This is a genomic window from Bacillus sp. LQ16, assembly GCF_057784645.1.
Genome location: NZ_CM173491.1, coordinates 3,689,298 through 3,705,556, shown reverse-complemented (window position 1 = coordinate 3,705,556; position 16,259 = coordinate 3,689,298). Strand labels below are relative to the sequence as shown.

The following is a 16,259-nucleotide window of genomic DNA, read 5'->3' as shown; positions in this document are numbered from 1 at the left end:
GAAGAGGAATATTCCTATATACGTAAAGGAGGGCTATAAATGAAACTAATGGAACAACAACTACATGAGTTAGGTGGTTTGCGCGTACATATTATTCCGACTGATAAATATAAAACGAATACCTTTGTATTTCGTTTTAAAGCGCCTTTAAATGAGGAGACGGTGACAGAGCGTGCCCTATTGCCATACGTATTGCAAAGTGCGACAGAAAAATTACCTTCTGTAATTCGTCTTCGTCAATATTTAGAAGAATTATACGGGTCTTCTTTAGCAGTAGATGTAAGTAAAAAAGGGGAAGACCATATTATCTCCATTTATGTAGACATTGCAAATGAAGTATATTTACATGATGCACCACCGTTATTTGAAAAAGCGCTTTCTATGTTGTCGGATATTGTGTTACATCCAGCGACGGAGGGGAACGGTTTCCTACCTTCTATCGTAGAAAGTGAAAAAAGAGCACTGTTACAGAGAATTGAAGCTACTTATGACGATAAAATGCGTTATGCAAACGAGCGTTTAATTGAAGAAATGTGCAAAGTAGAACCGTATCGTTTAAGTGCAAATGGAAAAAAAGAGAGTGTTGCTTCTATTACAAATGAAAGTCTGTATCAATATTATCAAAAGGTGTTAGCGGAAGATGAGATGGATCTATATATTATTGGTGATATTTCAGAAAACGCCGTTGATCTTGTAAGTAAGTATTTTTCTATTTCAGCTCGTCCAGTGAGAGAAAGAAATGTACTCCTTCATAGACGAAATAATGAAGAAAAAGAAGTTGTTGAAAAACAAGAATTAAAACAAAGTAAATTACACATCGGTTATCGTACATTTGTCACATATAAAGATGAAGATTATTTTGCATTGCAATTGTTCAATGGATTGTTTGGTGGTTTTTCTCATTCGAAGTTATTCGTAAATGTGCGTGAAAAAAATAGTTTAGCGTACTATGCAGCATCGCGCTTTGAAAGTCATAAAGGTTTATTATTTGTTATGTCAGGAATTGAAGCGAAAAATTATGAAAAAGCAGTTGAGATTATTAAAGAACAAATGCTTGCGATGCAAAACGGAGAGTTTTCTGAAGAAGAAATACATCAAACAAAAAGTGTCATCCAAAATCAAATATTAGAGGCGATTGATACACCGCGTGGATTTGTAGAAATGCTATATCATGGTATTATTTCAGATCGTACACGTCCAGTTGAAGAATGGCTTACAGGTATAGAAAGTGTGACAAAAGAAGAAATTGTAAAAGTTGCTAAAAATATTGAACTAGATACAATTTACTTTTTACAAGGAACGGAGGGAGAGTAAATGGAGAAAATTATTTATGAGCAATTAAAAGAAACACTCTATTATGAAAAACTTCCTAATGGATTAGATGTATATGTTTTACCGAAACAAGGATTTAATAAAACATTTGCGACGTTTACGACGAAATATGGTTCAGTAGATAATACATTTGTACCATTAGGGAAAGAAGAAATGATTCGTGTACCTGATGGGATTGCACATTTTCTTGAGCATAAATTATTTGAAAAAGAAGATCACGATGCTTTCCAATTGTTTAGTAAACAAGGAGCATCGGCAAATGCTTTTACATCCTTCACACGAACAGCTTACCTTTTTTCATGTACTTCAAACGTAGAACAAAATTTAAATACATTACTAAACTTTGTGCAAGAGCCTTATTTCTCTGAAAAAACAGTTGAAAAAGAGAAGGGGATTATTGGGCAAGAAATTCAAATGTATCAAGATAACCCAGATTGGCGTTTGTACTTTGGGTTAATTGATAGCTTGTTTGTAAAACACCCAATTAAAATTGATATTGCAGGGACAATCGAATCTATTAGTAAAATTACGAAAGATTTATTATATGAATGTTATGAAACATTTTATCATCCGAGCAATATGTTATTATTTGTTGTGGGTGCAATTGATCCAGAGAAAACAATGGATTTAGTACGTGAAAATCAAGCAAAAAAAGATTATAAAAACCAGCCAGAAATTGTGCGTTCATTTGAAGAGGAACCAAATGAGGTAAATGAAAAGAAAAAAATTATTTCAATGCCTGTGCAAACACCGAAATGTTTAGTTGGTATTAAAGCGACTAATTTAAAAGAAAAAGGGCAAGCGCTTTTAAAACAAGAAATTGCGCTTACGTTACTTTTAGATTATTTATTTGGAAAAAGTTCTGTTCATTACGAAGCTTTATATAATGAAGGGCTTATTGATGATTCATTCTCGTATGACTATACAGAAGAAAATAACTTCGGTTTTGCAATGGTTGGCGGTGATACGAAACAACCTGATGAATTGGCAGATCGTTTAAAAGATATTTTATTAAAAACAGATTATGATCAATTAGATGCGGCGGCATTAGAACGAGTGAAGAAAAAGAAAATTGGTGGTTTTTTACGCTCGTTGAATTCACCAGAATATATTGCAAATCAATTTACACGATATGCGTTTAATGAATCTAGTCTATTTGATGCATTGACTGTATTAGAAGGGCTAACCGTTCAAGACTTACAAGAAGTAGCAAAATTATTGTTATCAGAAGAAAAAATGAGTGTTTGTCAGGTGTTACCGAAAAAATAACATTTTAAAGATACCCTCATCTTATCATTGAAAAATTGTAAGATGAGGGTATTATTTAGTTGTGTAAAAAGTGAACTTGTAGAGATAAGAGAGGGAATTTATGAAAAAGTATGCGTTAGTAACTGGAGGGAGCGGAGGGATTGGCTCTGCTATTTCGAAACAATTAATTCAAGATGGATATACAGTTTATGTTCATTACAATAACAGTGAAGGAAAGGTATTGGAATTGCAGAAAGCATGGAGGGAAGTTATCCCTGTGCAAGCGAATTTGGCTTCTAGTGATGGAGCTGAGCAATTGTGGAGACAAATTGAACATCCTATTGATGTTATTGTATATGCAGCTGGGAAGAGTATTTTTGGACTAGTAACAGATGTAACAAACGATGAATTGGATTATATGGTAGAACTTCAAGTGAAGAACGTATATAAATTACTTTCAATGGCACTTCCGCCTATGATTGGGAGGAGAAGTGGTAATATTGTAATTGTTTCATCTATATGGGGACAAATAGGGGCTTCTTGTGAAGTGCTTTATTCAATGGTAAAAGGGGCGCAAAATTCATATGTGAAAGCTTTGGCGAAAGAAGTGTCTTTAAGTGGATTACGTGTGAATGCGGTAGCACCAGGAGCAATTGAAACGGAAATGTTAAGTGTTTTTTCTGAAGAAGATAAAATGGGAATTGCTGAAGATATACCATTAGGTAGAATAGGGTTACCAGAAGAAGTAGCAAAAACAGTTGCATTCCTCGTATCACCAGGAGCATCTTACATAACTGGACAAATCATCGGAGTGAATGGTGGTTGGCACTGTTAAAAATTTCTTACATAAAAAATGAACAGTTGCACAAATTAAGCATGATTTTATTACTCAATAGTGAGGTGCTTAATTATGTCAGTATTAGATAATTTTGATCAGTGGAAGAGCTTTTTAGGAGATCGTTTAGAGCAAGCGCAAGGAAAAGGTTTAGACGGCGGTGCGGTATCAGATATGGCATTTCGTGTTGGCGACTACCTTGCTAATGAAGTAGAAGGACGCAATGACCAAGAGAAATTATTAGCTGAGCTTTGGAAAGTTGCTGATGAACAGGAGCAACATACCATTGCAAACTTAATGGTTAAGTTTGTACAACATAAGTAAAAGTAGAGAGGAGATTCTCCTCTCTACTTTTTTTGTATAATAATTACACAGGATAGATTATACATTTAGCTTCCCTATTAAGGTGAAATCATATAATATAGTACGTAGGTGTAAAGTAAGCAAGGGGAGTGATCTTGGATGATTGAATGGTATTTTGAATATGAAATACATAAAAACCGACCTGGCTTGCTTGGTGACGTTTCTTCGTTAATCGGTATGCTCGGCATTAATATTGTCACAATTAATGGTGTAGATAATGCACGACGTGGGTTACTTCTTATGTGTGATAATCAAGAGCAAATCTCTAGACTTGAATCAATTTTAAATACGATGGATAACATAACGGTAACGAAATATCGTCCGCCCAAGCTAAGAGATAAGCTAGCGGTTAGGCATGGTAGGTACATACAACGAGATGCAGATGATAAGAAAACATTTCGATTTGTGCGTGATGAATTAGGCTTACTTGTAGACTTTATGGCAGAAATTATGAAAAAAGAAGGCCATAAACTAATTGGGATACGCGGAATGCCTCGTGTCGGAAAAACAGAATCCATTGTTGCTGCAAGTGTTTGTGCAAATAAAAGGTGGTTATTTGTATCATCTACTCTTATTAAGCAAACTGTTCGTAGTCAATTAATTGAAGATGAGTATAGCGATGACAATATTTTCATCCTAGATGGAATTGTGTCAACGAAGCGTGCTAACGAAAGACATTGGCAGCTCGTTCGTGAAATTATGAGATTGCCTGCAACAAAAGTTGTAGAACATCCTGATGTATTTGTGAGTCAGTCAGAATACACATTGGATGATTTTGATTATATTATCGAGTTGCGCAACGATTATGATGAAGAAATTCAATATAATTTAGTAGATGAAATTGAGCAAGGTACGCAAAATAATTTCTCTATGTTTGACTTTTAAAGAAATATTGAGGTGTTAGTAGTGACGGAATTGGGACAAAAGCTGAAAGAAGCAAGAGAAGCGAAAGGCTTGACTATTGATCAGCTGCATGAGATTACAAAAATTCAAAAACGCCATTTAGTGGCAATTGAAGAAGGCAATTATGATGTATTGCCAGGAGCTTTTTATGCGCGTGCATTCATTAAACAATACGCAGATGCGGTTGGATTAAATGGAGAAGAACTGCTTGTAGAACATCAGAGTACGATACCACAATCTGAAAAGCGTGAAGTTCCACAAGTATCAACGGGACAAAAAACACAAGAAACAATGCAAAAATCTTCATCATGGCCAATTGCAGATCACATGCCGAAAATCTTAGTTGCGTTGTTAGTAATCGCAGTTGGAGTGGTAATCTGGTTTGTGTTTCAAGTGTTAACTGGAAAAGATGATGAAAAAGTTCCGAGTGCTCAAAGTGAGAAAATTGAAGTTCAAAAAGCAAAAGATTCTCCGTTAGATACGAAGAAAGATGAAGCGAAAGCGGAAGAGCCAAAAAAAGAGGAACCAAAGAAAGAAGAACCAAAGAAAGAAGAGCAACCAGCACCATCAACGGGACAGCAAGAAGTGAAAGTAGTTGGAACAACTGGTAAGGTATCTACTTTGGAAATTCATAATAATAAAACGTTAGAATTGGAAATCATAGCGAAGGGTACAAGCTATGTAGATGTTAAAGATGATGCGGGTAACGAAATTTTAAACACTACAGTACAAGGTGGTCAAACAGAAAAACGTGATGTATCAACATTAAAAGAAGTACGACTTAATATTGGAAATGCAACGAATGTTGAAGTTAAACTGAATGGCCAAGTGGTTGCTTTCCCATTGGACCCAGAAAAAGAACTTCACCAAAGATTGGTGATAAAAAACCAAGGGATAGGGCAACCTGCACAATAACAGTCATCGCTTCGATGACTTTTTTCAATGAACAAATGTTTTTGATATGATGGAGGAATAGCTGTGAATTTACCAAATAAAATTACAATATCTAGAATCTTCTTAATTCCAATTTTCATGGTAATTATGTTAGCGCCCTTTAATTGGGGTTCATACACAATTGGTGATGTTGATTTACCAATTCAACATTTAGTGGGGGCACTTATCTTTATCGTTGCTTCAGCTACAGATTGGATTGATGGACATTACGCAAGGAAGTATAATCTTGTAACGAACTTAGGAAAGTTTCTTGATCCGTTAGCTGATAAATTACTTGTTTCAGCAGCACTTATTACATTGGTAGAGATGCGATATGTACCGGCTTGGATTGTTATTGTAATTATCAGTCGTGAGTTTGCTGTAACAGGTTTACGTCTTGTACTTGCTGGAACAGGGGAAGTAGTTGCGGCAAATCAGCTAGGGAAAATTAAGACATGGACACAAATTATTGCGATTGCAGCATATTTATTACACGATGTACCTTTAAATTTAATCCATATTCCAGTTGCGGATATCTTCATATGGATTGCATTAATCTTTACTGTTATTTCAGGATGGGATTATTTCTGGAAAAATAGAGCTGCTTTTGTAAACTCAAAATAGAAGTTTATGGGGGAATTGGGATGAATGCTGAGATTATTGCGGTTGGAACTGAATTATTACTTGGACAAATTGCAAATACAAATGCCCAGTTTTTATCTGAAAAGTTGGCTTCAATTGGAATTAACGTGTACTATCATACTGTTGTTGGTGATAATAATAAGCGACTGCAAAAGGCGATTGAAGCTGCGGAAGAACGTGCTGATATCCTTATTTTTACAGGTGGATTAGGACCGACAAAAGATGATTTAACGAAAGAAACAATAGCGACTAGTTTAGATGAAAAGCTTGTGTATGATGAAAAGGCATTAGCCTTAATAAGTAATTACTTTAAGCGTACAGGCCGTGAATTTACGGAGAATAATAAAAAGCAAGCGCTCGTTTTAAATGGAGCAACAGTATTTGCAAATGACCACGGTATGGCGCCGGGTATGGGGGTAAATAAGAACGGAAAAGTTTATATTTTATTACCAGGGCCGCCAAAAGAAATGAAACCAATGTATGTAAGTTACGTAGAGCCTTTTTTACGTAATTTTACAACAGGAGAAAACATTTATTCACGTGTGCTTCGTTTCTTCGGTATTGGGGAGTCCCAATTAGAGGTGAAAGTTCAAGATTTAATTGATGGACAAACAAACCCAACAATTGCCCCGCTAGCAAATGATGGAGAAGTGACATTACGTTTAACCGCTAAGCATCAAAATGTTAGCGAAGCGGAGAAACTAATTCAACATGTGGAAGATTTGATTTTAGAAAGAGTAGGAGAATTTTTCTACGGATATGACCAAGAATTTTTGCATTATAAGGCAATCGAGTTATTGAAGAGAAAAGGGTTAACTTTAGCATGTGCAGAAAGTTTAACAGGTGGTCTTTTTGGAAATCAAGTAACTGAAAATGCTGGTGTTTCTTCTGTATTTAAGGGCGGTGTCATTTGTTATCATAATGATGTGAAGCAACATGTTTTACGTGTGCCTGAAGAAGTATTGCATACTGATGGTGCAGTTAGTAAGGAATGTGCTCGTTATCTTGCTGAAAATGTTAAGGATTTATTAAAAGCGGATATCGGAATTAGTTTCACTGGGGTAGCAGGGCCAGATGCTTCAGAACAGAAAGAGCCAGGAACAGTATTTGTTGGATTAGCGATTAAAGGTGAACAAACTGCAGTCTTTCCTCTTAATTTAAGTGGAAGTCGTCAACAAATTAGAGAACGATCAGCAAAATATGGATTTTATCATTTATATAAAAAGCTAGAAGAGATATAAGTCTCTTCTAGCTTTTTTTATAGTTAAATTCCGTATTTGTGTGATGGAAAATAAAAAAATCGAATAAATGTTCGATTTTTGTTGGCAAATTGAATTGAAAATAGGTATAATAAGATTAGCAATTCAGTTAAGGAGGAATTTTGAATGAGTGATCGTCAAGCGGCATTAGATATGGCGTTAAAACAAATAGAGAAGCAATTCGGTAAAGGTTCAATTATGAAATTAGGAGAACAAGCGGAACGTAGAATTTCTACAATTTCAAGTGGTTCTTTAGCACTTGATGTGGCGCTAGGGGTAGGCGGATACCCACGTGGCCGTATTATCGAAATTTACGGACCTGAAAGTTCAGGTAAAACGACAGTTTCATTACATGCAATTGCAGAAGTACAACGTCAAGGTGGACAAGCAGCATTCATCGATGCGGAGCACGCAATGGATCCTGTATATGCACAAAAATTAGGCGTTAACATAGATGAATTACTATTATCACAGCCTGATACAGGGGAGCAAGGATTAGAAATCGCAGAAGCACTTGTACGAAGTGGTGCGGTTGACATTATCGTAATTGACTCTGTAGCAGCTCTTGTACCGAAAGCAGAGATTGAAGGAGACATGGGTGACTCACACGTAGGTTTACAAGCACGTTTAATGTCACAAGCACTTCGTAAGCTTTCAGGAGCAATCAACAAATCAAAAACAATTGCAATCTTTATTAACCAAATTCGTGAAAAAGTTGGGGTTATGTTCGGAAACCCAGAAACAACTCCAGGTGGTCGTGCGTTGAAATTCTATTCAACTGTCCGTCTTGAAGTGCGTCGTGCGGAGCAATTAAAGCAAGGTAACGACATCGTTGGTAATAAAACAAAAGTAAAAGTAGTGAAAAATAAAGTAGCGCCACCATTCCGTGTTGCTGAAGTTGATATTATGTACGGAGAAGGTATTTCAAGAGAAGGTGAAATCTTGGATATGGCTTCTGAGCTTGATATCGTTCAAAAGAGCGGTGCTTGGTATTCTTATAATGAAGAACGCTTAGGACAAGGTCGTGAAAATTCGAAGCAATTCTTAAAAGAGAATACGGACTTAAGAGAGGAAATTGCCTTCTTTGTTCGTGATCATCACGGAATTGGTGAAGATTCTGGTGTGGAAGACGCGGAAGATTCAACTCTTCAAGATTAAAAAATAAAAGACACGGGTCCCGTGTCTTTTATTTTTTTACCTTCTATTAAAGAGGTATCTATCGTAGTGGTTAAAATATTTTTTTGACTCAAATGGGATGTGTAAAGAGGAATATTCATACGTTTTAAGGGAATAAAATGGTATTTACTAAGGTTTTCCAGGATAATATGCTATCAATTTTTCAAATTCAGATAACATTCAGGACTGAAGGTAAAGAAAGTAAAAGTAGACAACGCTTGACAATGAAAATTACGATAGATACAATGAGAATGTATATTTTTTCTTATATACGATATACTCTTCTCAAGAAGAGAAGTAATATTCGGAGTAAGGTTTAAATCTTACCGAAATAATAATATGACATTTTAATTGTGAAATGAAGAAAGTCCCTTAAAAAAGCGGGACGACGGTCTTTGCTGTATGTTGTAATCAATGTACATGCCGACAGTCTTTTTTCATTCATAGCAAGGGGAGGTGAAATCATGAGTAATACAGTTTGGATACTCATCTCCATTTTGCTTGCAACAACAGTCGGTGCAGTTGTTGGCTTTTTTGTTCGAAAGTCTATTGCTGAAGCGAAGATTAATGGTGCGGCTAATGAAGCGAAACGTATTCTAGACGAAGCGAATCGTGAGGCTGAAGCACTTAAGAAAGAAGCGCTTTTAGAAGCAAAGGATGAAATTCATACACTTCGTACAGAAGCTGAATTAGAAATTCGTGACCGTAGAAGCGAATTACAAAAACAAGAAAATCGTTTAATGCAAAAAGAAGAGAACCTTGATCGTAAAGACGAAACGCTCGATAAACGCGAGCAGCAGTTAGAGAAGAAAGAGGATTCTCTTGTAGCGAGACAACAACAGATTGAAGAGTTGGAAAGCAAAGTGGGAGAGTTAGTTCAAAAGCAACAAACAGAATTAGAGCGCATTTCCAATCTGACACGCGAACAAGCGAAAGCAATTATTCTTGGTAAAGTAGAAAATGAAGTTTCTCATGAAATCGCTGTTATGGTAAAAGAAAGTGAAGTTCGCGCGAAAGAAGAAGCGGATAAGAAAGCAAAAGAGATTTTATCTCTTGCAATGCAAAGATGTGCAGCTGATCATGTTGCTGAAACAACCGTTTCGGTTGTAAATCTTCCAAATGACGAAATGAAGGGACGTATTATCGGGCGTGAAGGTCGTAATATTCGTACGTTAGAAACGTTAACGGGTATTGACTTAATTATCGATGATACACCAGAGGCGGTAATCCTTTCTGGATTCGATCCAATTCGTCGTGAAACAGCTCGTATCGCTCTTGATAAACTAGTACAGGACGGACGTATTCACCCAGCGCGTATTGAAGAGATGGTCGAAAAATCAAGACGTGAAGTGGACGAGTATATTCGCGAAGTCGGAGAGCAAACAACGTTTGAAGTGGGTGTTCACGGATTACACCCAGATTTAATTAAAATTTTAGGTCGTTTAAAATACCGTACAAGTTATGGACAAAACGTCTTAAAACACTCTATGGAAGTTGCATATTTAACTGGACTTATGGCAGCAGAGCTTGGCGAGGATGAAAAACTAGCAAGACGTGCTGGTCTATTACATGATATCGGAAAAGCGATTGACCATGAAGTAGAAGGTAGCCACGTTGAAATTGGTGTTGAACTCGCAACGAAATATAAAGAGCATCCTGTAGTTATAAACAGTATCGCATCTCACCATGGTGACACAGAACCAACTTCTATCATTGCAGTTTTAGTTGCAGCAGCAGATGCTTTATCAGCTGCAAGACCGGGAGCTCGTAGTGAAACGCTTGAAAACTACATTCGTCGTCTTGAAAAGTTAGAAGAGATTTCAGAGTCTTATGAAGGCGTTGAAAAATCATTTGCAATTCAAGCAGGACGTGAAGTTCGTATTTTGGTAAAACCAGATACAATCGATGATTTAGAAGCTCATCGTTTAGCTCGTGATATCCGAAAACGTATTGAAAATGAACTGGATTACCCAGGACATATTAAAGTAACTGTTATTCGTGAAACACGTGCAGTGGAATACGCAAAATAAAGTGGTGAAACACCACTTTATTTTTTTGTGTTGGAATTGGATAAAATAAAGACAGTTAGTTATATAGCGTAAAAGTGAAACAAACTTATAATAAACATATTATAAGGAATTTCCTTAATGCTATAGCAATAAAAAATGCAGTACATAGAAAGGGTAAGACATATGAGAATATTATTTGTTGGGGATGTAGTAGGATCTCCTGGTAGAGGTATGATTCAACAATACGTACCGGCATTAAAGAAAAAATATACACCTACAGTAACAATCATTAATGGAGAAAACGCAGCAGGTGGCCGTGGGATTACAGAAAAAATATATCGAAACTTTTTAGAATGTGGGGCGCAAGCAGTTACACTTGGAAACCACGCTTGGGATAATCGTGAAGTATTTGAATTCATCGATGATGCAAAATATCTTGCAAGACCAGCTAACTTCCCAGAAGGAACTCCAGGAAAAGGACTTATCTTTGTGAACTGTAATGGAACAGAAGTTGCAGTTATTAACTTACAAGGACGTACTTTCCTTCCTCCGATTGATTGTCCATTCCGTAAAGTGGATGAATTAATTAATATTGCGAAAAAACGTACGAATATTATCTTTGTTGATTTCCATGCGGAGACTACAAGTGAAAAACAAGCGCTAGGTTGGTATGTAGATGGACGCGCTACAGCAGTAGTAGGTACGCATACGCATGTCCCTACAGCGGATAACCGTATTTTACCAAGCGGTACGGCATATATTACAGATGTTGGGATGACAGGGCCATATGATGGAATATTAGGTATGGACCGAGAAGCGGTATTGAAGAAGTTTTTAACGAACTTACCGGTACGATTTGAAGTAACAAGTGGTAGAACGCAATTAAGTGCAGTGTTAATTGATGTGGATCCAAATACAGGAAAAGCAAAGAAAATTGAGCGCATTTTAATTAATGACGATCAACCATTTTTTGAGTAAATTTCCGTTAAATTTTAGATAAGTTATTATATTTTAATTTTTTAGAAAAATTACGAAAATTTAGCAGGAATACGCGCCATTCCTCGTGAATATAAGTTAAAGTGAAATAATTGCTAATACTTTTTAAAGAAACGAGGAGGAAACGCGGAATGGAAATATTAAAAGTTAAAGCAACGTCGGTCCCTAATTCTGTAGCTGGTGCACTTGCAGGTGTTATTCGCGAACGCGGAACAGCAGAAATTCAAGCTATTGGTGCAGGTGCATTGAACCAAGCGGTAAAGGCAGTAGCAATCGCAAGAGGATTTGTAGCGCCTAGTGGTTTGGACCTGATTTGTATCCCAGCGTTTACAGATATTATGATTGATGGCGAAGAGCGTACAGCAATAAAATTAATTGTAGAACCTCGTTAAGTTTTAAACAACCTGTTTGCAGTATGCAAACAGGTTGTTTTTATAATGGAGGAATGAAAATGAAAATTTTTGATGCTCATTGTGACGTGCTTCTTCAGTTATGGAGTGCACAAGGGAAAAGGAATTTTAACGATGATTCACAATTACATATTACATTTGAACAGTTAAAGAGAAGAAAAGGAAGTATACAATGTTTTGCTATATATGTACCAGAAACAGTGGCATATGAAAACCGATTTGAAGCAGCATTACAAATGGTAGATATTTTTTATAATGAAATTTTATCGCTATCAGGTGTGAGATTTATCCGAACGAAAGAGGATATAAATAGATTAAAACAGGACGAGGTTGGCGCGCTATTAACGTTAGAAGGGTGCGAAGCAATTGGTAAAGAAGCGATGAAATTACGTTTGTTTTATCGGTTAGGTGTACGTTCTTTCGGATTAACATGGAACTATGCGAATTTGTTAGCTGATGGGGCGCTAGAGACACGTGGAGCAGGTTTAACTACTTTTGGTAGACAAGTTGTACACGAGCTAAATACTTTGGGCCTATGGACGGATCTATCACATTTAAATGAGAGAAGTTTTTGGGATGTTATAGAGATTGCAAAAAATCCTATTGCTTCCCACTCAAATTGTATGAAACTTTGCGAGCACCCACGTAATTTAAACGATGAACAACTTAAAGCTCTTATAAAGAAAAATGGCATGATCGGTGTCACTTTTGTACCGCAGTTTCTAACAAGTGAAAGGCAAGCAAATATAACTGATATCATAAAACATATCGAATATATTTGCTCGCTAGGTGGAGAAAACAATATAGGGTTTGGTTCAGATTTTGATGGGATTGTAGATACGGTTGTCAATGTATCTGCCTATGGAGATTATGAAAATGTCATGAATGAGCTTTATAAATACTATGCTGCATCTACTGTAGAAAGATTTTTATATGATAATTTTGTTGAACATATGAGTTTTTAAGTTTGTGGTTTAAAATTCAGAAAAATTAAAATTAACTCATTTGATTTTATTGCTTTTTTTAAGACCTAATACTAGAATGAAAAACAAAATAGCTTTATACTAAAGATTCAGGGAAATCAGAAGAGGCATAATTTGCGTCCGTTGTAGTTTATTTGCATAAAAAATGCTAAACTATTACTGTAAAAAAATACACTACAATGAATGCAGCCAAAAGGGGTGTAGGAGATGATTAGTCAACTTTCATGGAAAGTTGGAGGCCAACAAGGTGAAGGAATTGAAAGTACAGGAGAAATCTTCTGTATTGCATTAAACCGATTAGGATATTACCTATACGGTTACCGCCACTTCTCATCACGTATAAAAGGCGGCCATACAAATAATAAAATTCGTGTAAGTACAACAGAAGTACGCGCGATCTCAGATGATTTAGATATTTTAATTGCTTTTGACCAAGAAACAATTGATTTTAACTTCCACGAACTACGTCCAGGTGGAATTGTAGTTGCGGATGCGAAATTTAATCCAACAATACCCGACAATACAGATGTAAATCTATATGTGATACCGTTTACAGATATTGCTTCAGAATTAGGCACATCATTAATGAAAAACATGGTTGCTGTTGGAGCATCAAGTGCAGTATTAGGATTAGACGAAACAGCTTATTTAGATGTTGTTGAAGAAATCTTTGGTCGTAAAGGAGAGCAAGTCGTTCAAAAGAATATGGACGCAATTAAACGCGGCTCTCAATATATGAAAGAATTACTAGGTGAGAAAGTAAACATGATGCAGCTTGAAAAAGCTGATGGTAAAAAACGCATGTTTATGATTGGAAACGATGCAATCGCATTTGGTGCGGTAGCTGGTGGTGCTCGTTTTATGTCAGCATACCCAATCACACCTGCATCAGAAATTATGGAATACTTAATTAAAAAATTACCGAAAGTCGGCGGAACAGTAATCCAAACTGAGGATGAAATTGCAGCTTGTACAATGGCAATCGGCGCAAACTATGCTGGTGTTCGTACATTAACTGCATCTGCTGGTCCTGGTCTGTCATTAATGATGGAAGCAATCGGTTTAGCAGGTATTACAGAAACCCCATTAGTAATTGTTGATACACAACGTGGTGGTCCAAGTACGGGATTACCAACGAAACAAGAACAGTCTGACTTAATGGCGATGATTTACGGTACGCATGGTGAAATTCCAAAAATCGTAATGGCGCCAAGTACAGTTGAAGAAGCTTTCTATGACATTGTAGAAGCATTTAACTTATCTGAAGAATATCAAGTTCCTGTTATTTTCTTAACAGATTTACAGCTTTCGTTAGGAAAACAAACAGTAGAACCACTTAAATTAGATAAAGTGGAAATCCGTCGTGGTAAGCTTGATTTAGAAGCAGAATTACCAGAACGTGAAAATAAAGCATACTTCAAGCGTTATGAAGTAACTGAAGACGGCGTTTCGCCGCGTGTTTTACCTGGTATGAAAAATGGTGTTCACCATGTTACAGGTGTAGAACATGATGAAACTGGAAAGCCATCGGAATCAGCAATAAACCGTAAAGATCAAATGGACAAACGTTTCCGTAAAATGGAGAACTTGAAGTTTAATACCCCTGTTTATAAAAATGTTAAGCATGAAGAAGCAGACGTATTGCTTGTTGGATTTAACTCAACTCGTGGTGCGATCGAAGAGGCAATGACGCGTTTAGAACAAGAGGGTATGAAAGTAAACCATGCTCATGTGCGTTTAATTCACCCGTTCCCAACAGCTGAAATCGATCCACTTGTGAAAAAGGCGAAGCGTGTTGTAGTAGTAGAAAACAATGCAACAGGTCAACTTGCTAACATTATGAAAATGAATCTTGGTAATGGTGAGAAAATTTCTAGTCTTTTAAAATATGATGGAAACCCATTCTTGCCGAAAGAGATTTACAACGAATGCAAAAAAGGGGTTGTATTAAATGGCAACATTTAAGGACTTTCGTAACAGTGTAAAGCCAAACTGGTGCCCAGGTTGCGGAGACTTCTCAGTGCAAGCGGCAATTCAACGTGCAGCAGCTAACGTTGGCTTAAATCCAGATGAACTTGCTGTTATTTCTGGTATCGGCTGTTCAGGCCGTATTTCAGGTTATATTAATTCATATGGTGTGCATAGTATTCATGGTCGTGCCCTTCCGATTGCACAAGGTGTGAAAATGGCAAATCGTGATTTAACAGTTATCGCTTCAGGTGGTGACGGTGATGGATTTGCGATTGGTATGGGACATACAATCCATTCTATTCGTCGTAATATCGATATTACGTACATCGTAATGGATAACCAAATTTACGGATTAACAAAAGGGCAAACTTCACCACGTAGTGAAGCTGGATTTAAAACGAAAAGCACACCACAAGGTTCAATTGAACCATCACTAAATGTAATGGAAATGGCTTTAACAGCTGGTGCGACATTTGTGGCGCAAAGCTTTTCGAGTGATTTAAAAGAATTAACACAAATTATTGAAGCTGGTATTAACCATAAAGGATTTTCATTAATTAACGTATTTAGCCCATGTGTTACTTACAATAAAGTAAATACTTACGATTGGTTTAAAGAGAATTTAACGAAACTAAGCACAGTAGAGGGATATGATCCATCTAATCGCATGATGGCTATGCAAACGTTAATGGAAAATAACGGTTTAGTAACAGGTTTAATTTATCAAAATACTAAGCAACCATCATATCAAGAACTTGTTAAAGGCTATAGTGAAGAGCCTTTAGTGAAATCGGATTTAAATATGGATCAGAAAATGTTTGATGAGCTTGTTGCTGAATTTATGTAATGTAAGAAGAGGAGGTTGCCGATTTGGCAACCTTTTTTATGTGCAAAAAATATAGGGTAGTTTTATTTACTTAGAAAATTCAGAATGGTAAAATAATATGTAAATCGTTGTATGAAAATGGCAAGTTCATTGCTTATGAAATGTAAGATAATAAAGGGCCTCTGGATTGTTAAAATTGGCGAAACACGTCATACTATGGTAATGTTTATAGGGATAAAGCAATATGCTTTTGGGTAGGACAATAAGAAATAATAAAAAGCGAATGTCTATTTGCGTGGGGAAGACTTCATTCTTATGAATGATTAGATTGATTACTCAAGTTTCAAAGGACAAGTTATCTCCAAGCTATCTA

Annotated in this window: 15 protein-coding genes; all 15 read left to right on the top strand. The window is 36.4% G+C overall.

Annotation, left to right across the window (positions count from 1 at the left end; translation table 11 throughout):
- Nucleotides 1-39: 39 nt before the first annotated feature.
- The 15 genes from yfmF (at nt 40) to AC3EMB_RS18435 (ending at nt 15,907) form a co-directional block, all read left to right on the top strand.
- Nucleotides 40-1,314 carry an EF-P 5-aminopentanol modification-associated protein YfmF gene (yfmF, locus tag AC3EMB_RS18505; RefSeq protein ID WP_000772413.1) on the top strand — a complete coding sequence of 425 codons (1,275 nt, stop codon included), beginning with the start codon at nt 40-42 and terminating at the stop codon, nt 1,312-1,314.
- Entirely contained in the window at nt 1,315-2,601 is a 1,287-nt protein-coding gene (gene yfmH, locus AC3EMB_RS18500) for an EF-P 5-aminopentanol modification-associated protein YfmH (protein WP_000411277.1), read from the top strand.
- A gap of 100 nt (nt 2,602-2,701) precedes the next feature.
- Nucleotides 2,702-3,415 carry an elongation factor P 5-aminopentanone reductase gene (gene ymfI / locus AC3EMB_RS18495; protein WP_023522827.1) on the top strand — a complete coding sequence of 238 codons (714 nt, stop codon included), beginning with the start codon at nt 2,702-2,704 and terminating at the stop codon, nt 3,413-3,415.
- Between the two features lie 75 nt (nt 3,416-3,490).
- On the top strand, nt 3,491-3,739 hold the full coding sequence (locus AC3EMB_RS18490) for a DUF3243 domain-containing protein (protein ID WP_000114444.1): 249 nt from the start codon (nt 3,491-3,493) through the stop codon (nt 3,737-3,739).
- Nucleotides 3,740-3,877: 138 nt separating this feature from the next.
- Nucleotides 3,878-4,663, top strand: a complete 786-nt coding sequence (locus tag AC3EMB_RS18485) for a DUF3388 domain-containing protein (RefSeq protein WP_000574107.1) — start codon at nt 3,878-3,880, stop codon at nt 4,661-4,663.
- Nucleotides 4,664-4,684: 21 nt separating this feature from the next.
- Entirely contained in the window at nt 4,685-5,596 is a 912-nt protein-coding gene (locus tag AC3EMB_RS18480; protein ID WP_488517217.1) for a helix-turn-helix domain-containing protein, read from the top strand.
- Between the two features lie 63 nt (nt 5,597-5,659).
- Nucleotides 5,660-6,238, top strand: a complete 579-nt coding sequence (pgsA, locus tag AC3EMB_RS18475) for a CDP-diacylglycerol--glycerol-3-phosphate 3-phosphatidyltransferase (RefSeq protein WP_001052977.1) — start codon at nt 5,660-5,662, stop codon at nt 6,236-6,238.
- A 20-nt stretch (nt 6,239-6,258) separates the two neighbouring features.
- Entirely contained in the window at nt 6,259-7,497 is a 1,239-nt protein-coding gene (cinA, locus tag AC3EMB_RS18470) for a competence/damage-inducible protein CinA (protein ID WP_029443109.1), read from the top strand.
- Between the two features lie 144 nt (nt 7,498-7,641).
- Complete coding sequence (gene recA / locus AC3EMB_RS18465; protein WP_071729821.1) at nt 7,642-8,673, top strand: recombinase RecA; 1,032 nt, start codon at nt 7,642-7,644, stop codon at nt 8,671-8,673.
- Nucleotides 8,674-9,155: 482 nt separating this feature from the next.
- Nucleotides 9,156-10,721 (top strand): ribonuclease Y, encoded by a 1,566-nt coding sequence (gene rny, locus AC3EMB_RS18460; protein ID WP_071729824.1) that lies wholly within the window; start codon nt 9,156-9,158, stop codon nt 10,719-10,721.
- Nucleotides 10,722-10,883: 162 nt separating this feature from the next.
- A complete protein-coding gene (locus AC3EMB_RS18455) occupies nt 10,884-11,678 on the top strand; it encodes a TIGR00282 family metallophosphoesterase (RefSeq protein WP_001221097.1) in 795 nt (264 codons plus the stop codon).
- A 149-nt stretch (nt 11,679-11,827) separates the two neighbouring features.
- Nucleotides 11,828-12,088, top strand: a complete 261-nt coding sequence (gene spoVS, locus AC3EMB_RS18450) for a stage V sporulation protein SpoVS (RefSeq protein ID WP_000404341.1) — start codon at nt 11,828-11,830, stop codon at nt 12,086-12,088.
- A gap of 59 nt (nt 12,089-12,147) precedes the next feature.
- A complete protein-coding gene (locus tag AC3EMB_RS18445; RefSeq protein ID WP_078400454.1) occupies nt 12,148-13,071 on the top strand; it encodes a dipeptidase in 924 nt (307 codons plus the stop codon).
- 225 nt (nt 13,072-13,296) lie between these two features.
- Nucleotides 13,297-15,054 (top strand): 2-oxoacid:acceptor oxidoreductase subunit alpha, encoded by a 1,758-nt coding sequence (locus AC3EMB_RS18440; protein WP_000625417.1) that lies wholly within the window; start codon nt 13,297-13,299, stop codon nt 15,052-15,054.
- Nucleotides 15,041-15,907: a 2-oxoacid:ferredoxin oxidoreductase subunit beta gene (locus tag AC3EMB_RS18435; protein WP_000190155.1), complete on the top strand. Its 867-nt coding sequence runs from the start codon at nt 15,041-15,043 to the stop codon at nt 15,905-15,907. The genes AC3EMB_RS18440 and AC3EMB_RS18435 overlap by 14 nt, the downstream gene beginning before the upstream one ends.
- Nucleotides 15,908-16,259: the final 352 nt, after the last annotated feature.

What these genes read in the sequence shown, in the direction of transcription:
- AC3EMB_RS18445 (WP_078400454.1), top strand. Translation starts at nt 12,148, where the DNA reads ATGAAAATTTTTGATGCTCATTGTGACGTGCTTCTTCAGTTATGGAGT.
- recA (WP_071729821.1), top strand. Translation starts at nt 7,642, where the DNA reads ATGAGTGATCGTCAAGCGGCATTAGATATGGCGTTAAAACAAATAGAG.
- spoVS (WP_000404341.1), top strand. Translation starts at nt 11,828, where the DNA reads ATGGAAATATTAAAAGTTAAAGCAACGTCGGTCCCTAATTCTGTAGCT.
- AC3EMB_RS18440 (WP_000625417.1), top strand. Translation starts at nt 13,297, where the DNA reads ATGATTAGTCAACTTTCATGGAAAGTTGGAGGCCAACAAGGTGAAGGA.
- AC3EMB_RS18455 (WP_001221097.1), top strand. Translation starts at nt 10,884, where the DNA reads ATGAGAATATTATTTGTTGGGGATGTAGTAGGATCTCCTGGTAGAGGT.
- AC3EMB_RS18435 (WP_000190155.1), top strand. Translation starts at nt 15,041, where the DNA reads ATGGCAACATTTAAGGACTTTCGTAACAGTGTAAAGCCAAACTGGTGC.
- rny (WP_071729824.1), top strand. Translation starts at nt 9,156, where the DNA reads ATGAGTAATACAGTTTGGATACTCATCTCCATTTTGCTTGCAACAACA.
- yfmH (WP_000411277.1), top strand. Translation starts at nt 1,315, where the DNA reads ATGGAGAAAATTATTTATGAGCAATTAAAAGAAACACTCTATTATGAA.
- AC3EMB_RS18485 (WP_000574107.1), top strand. Translation starts at nt 3,878, where the DNA reads ATGATTGAATGGTATTTTGAATATGAAATACATAAAAACCGACCTGGC.
- cinA (WP_029443109.1), top strand. Translation starts at nt 6,259, where the DNA reads ATGAATGCTGAGATTATTGCGGTTGGAACTGAATTATTACTTGGACAA.
- yfmF (WP_000772413.1), top strand. Translation starts at nt 40, where the DNA reads ATGAAACTAATGGAACAACAACTACATGAGTTAGGTGGTTTGCGCGTA.
- ymfI (WP_023522827.1), top strand. Translation starts at nt 2,702, where the DNA reads ATGAAAAAGTATGCGTTAGTAACTGGAGGGAGCGGAGGGATTGGCTCT.
- AC3EMB_RS18490 (WP_000114444.1), top strand. Translation starts at nt 3,491, where the DNA reads ATGTCAGTATTAGATAATTTTGATCAGTGGAAGAGCTTTTTAGGAGAT.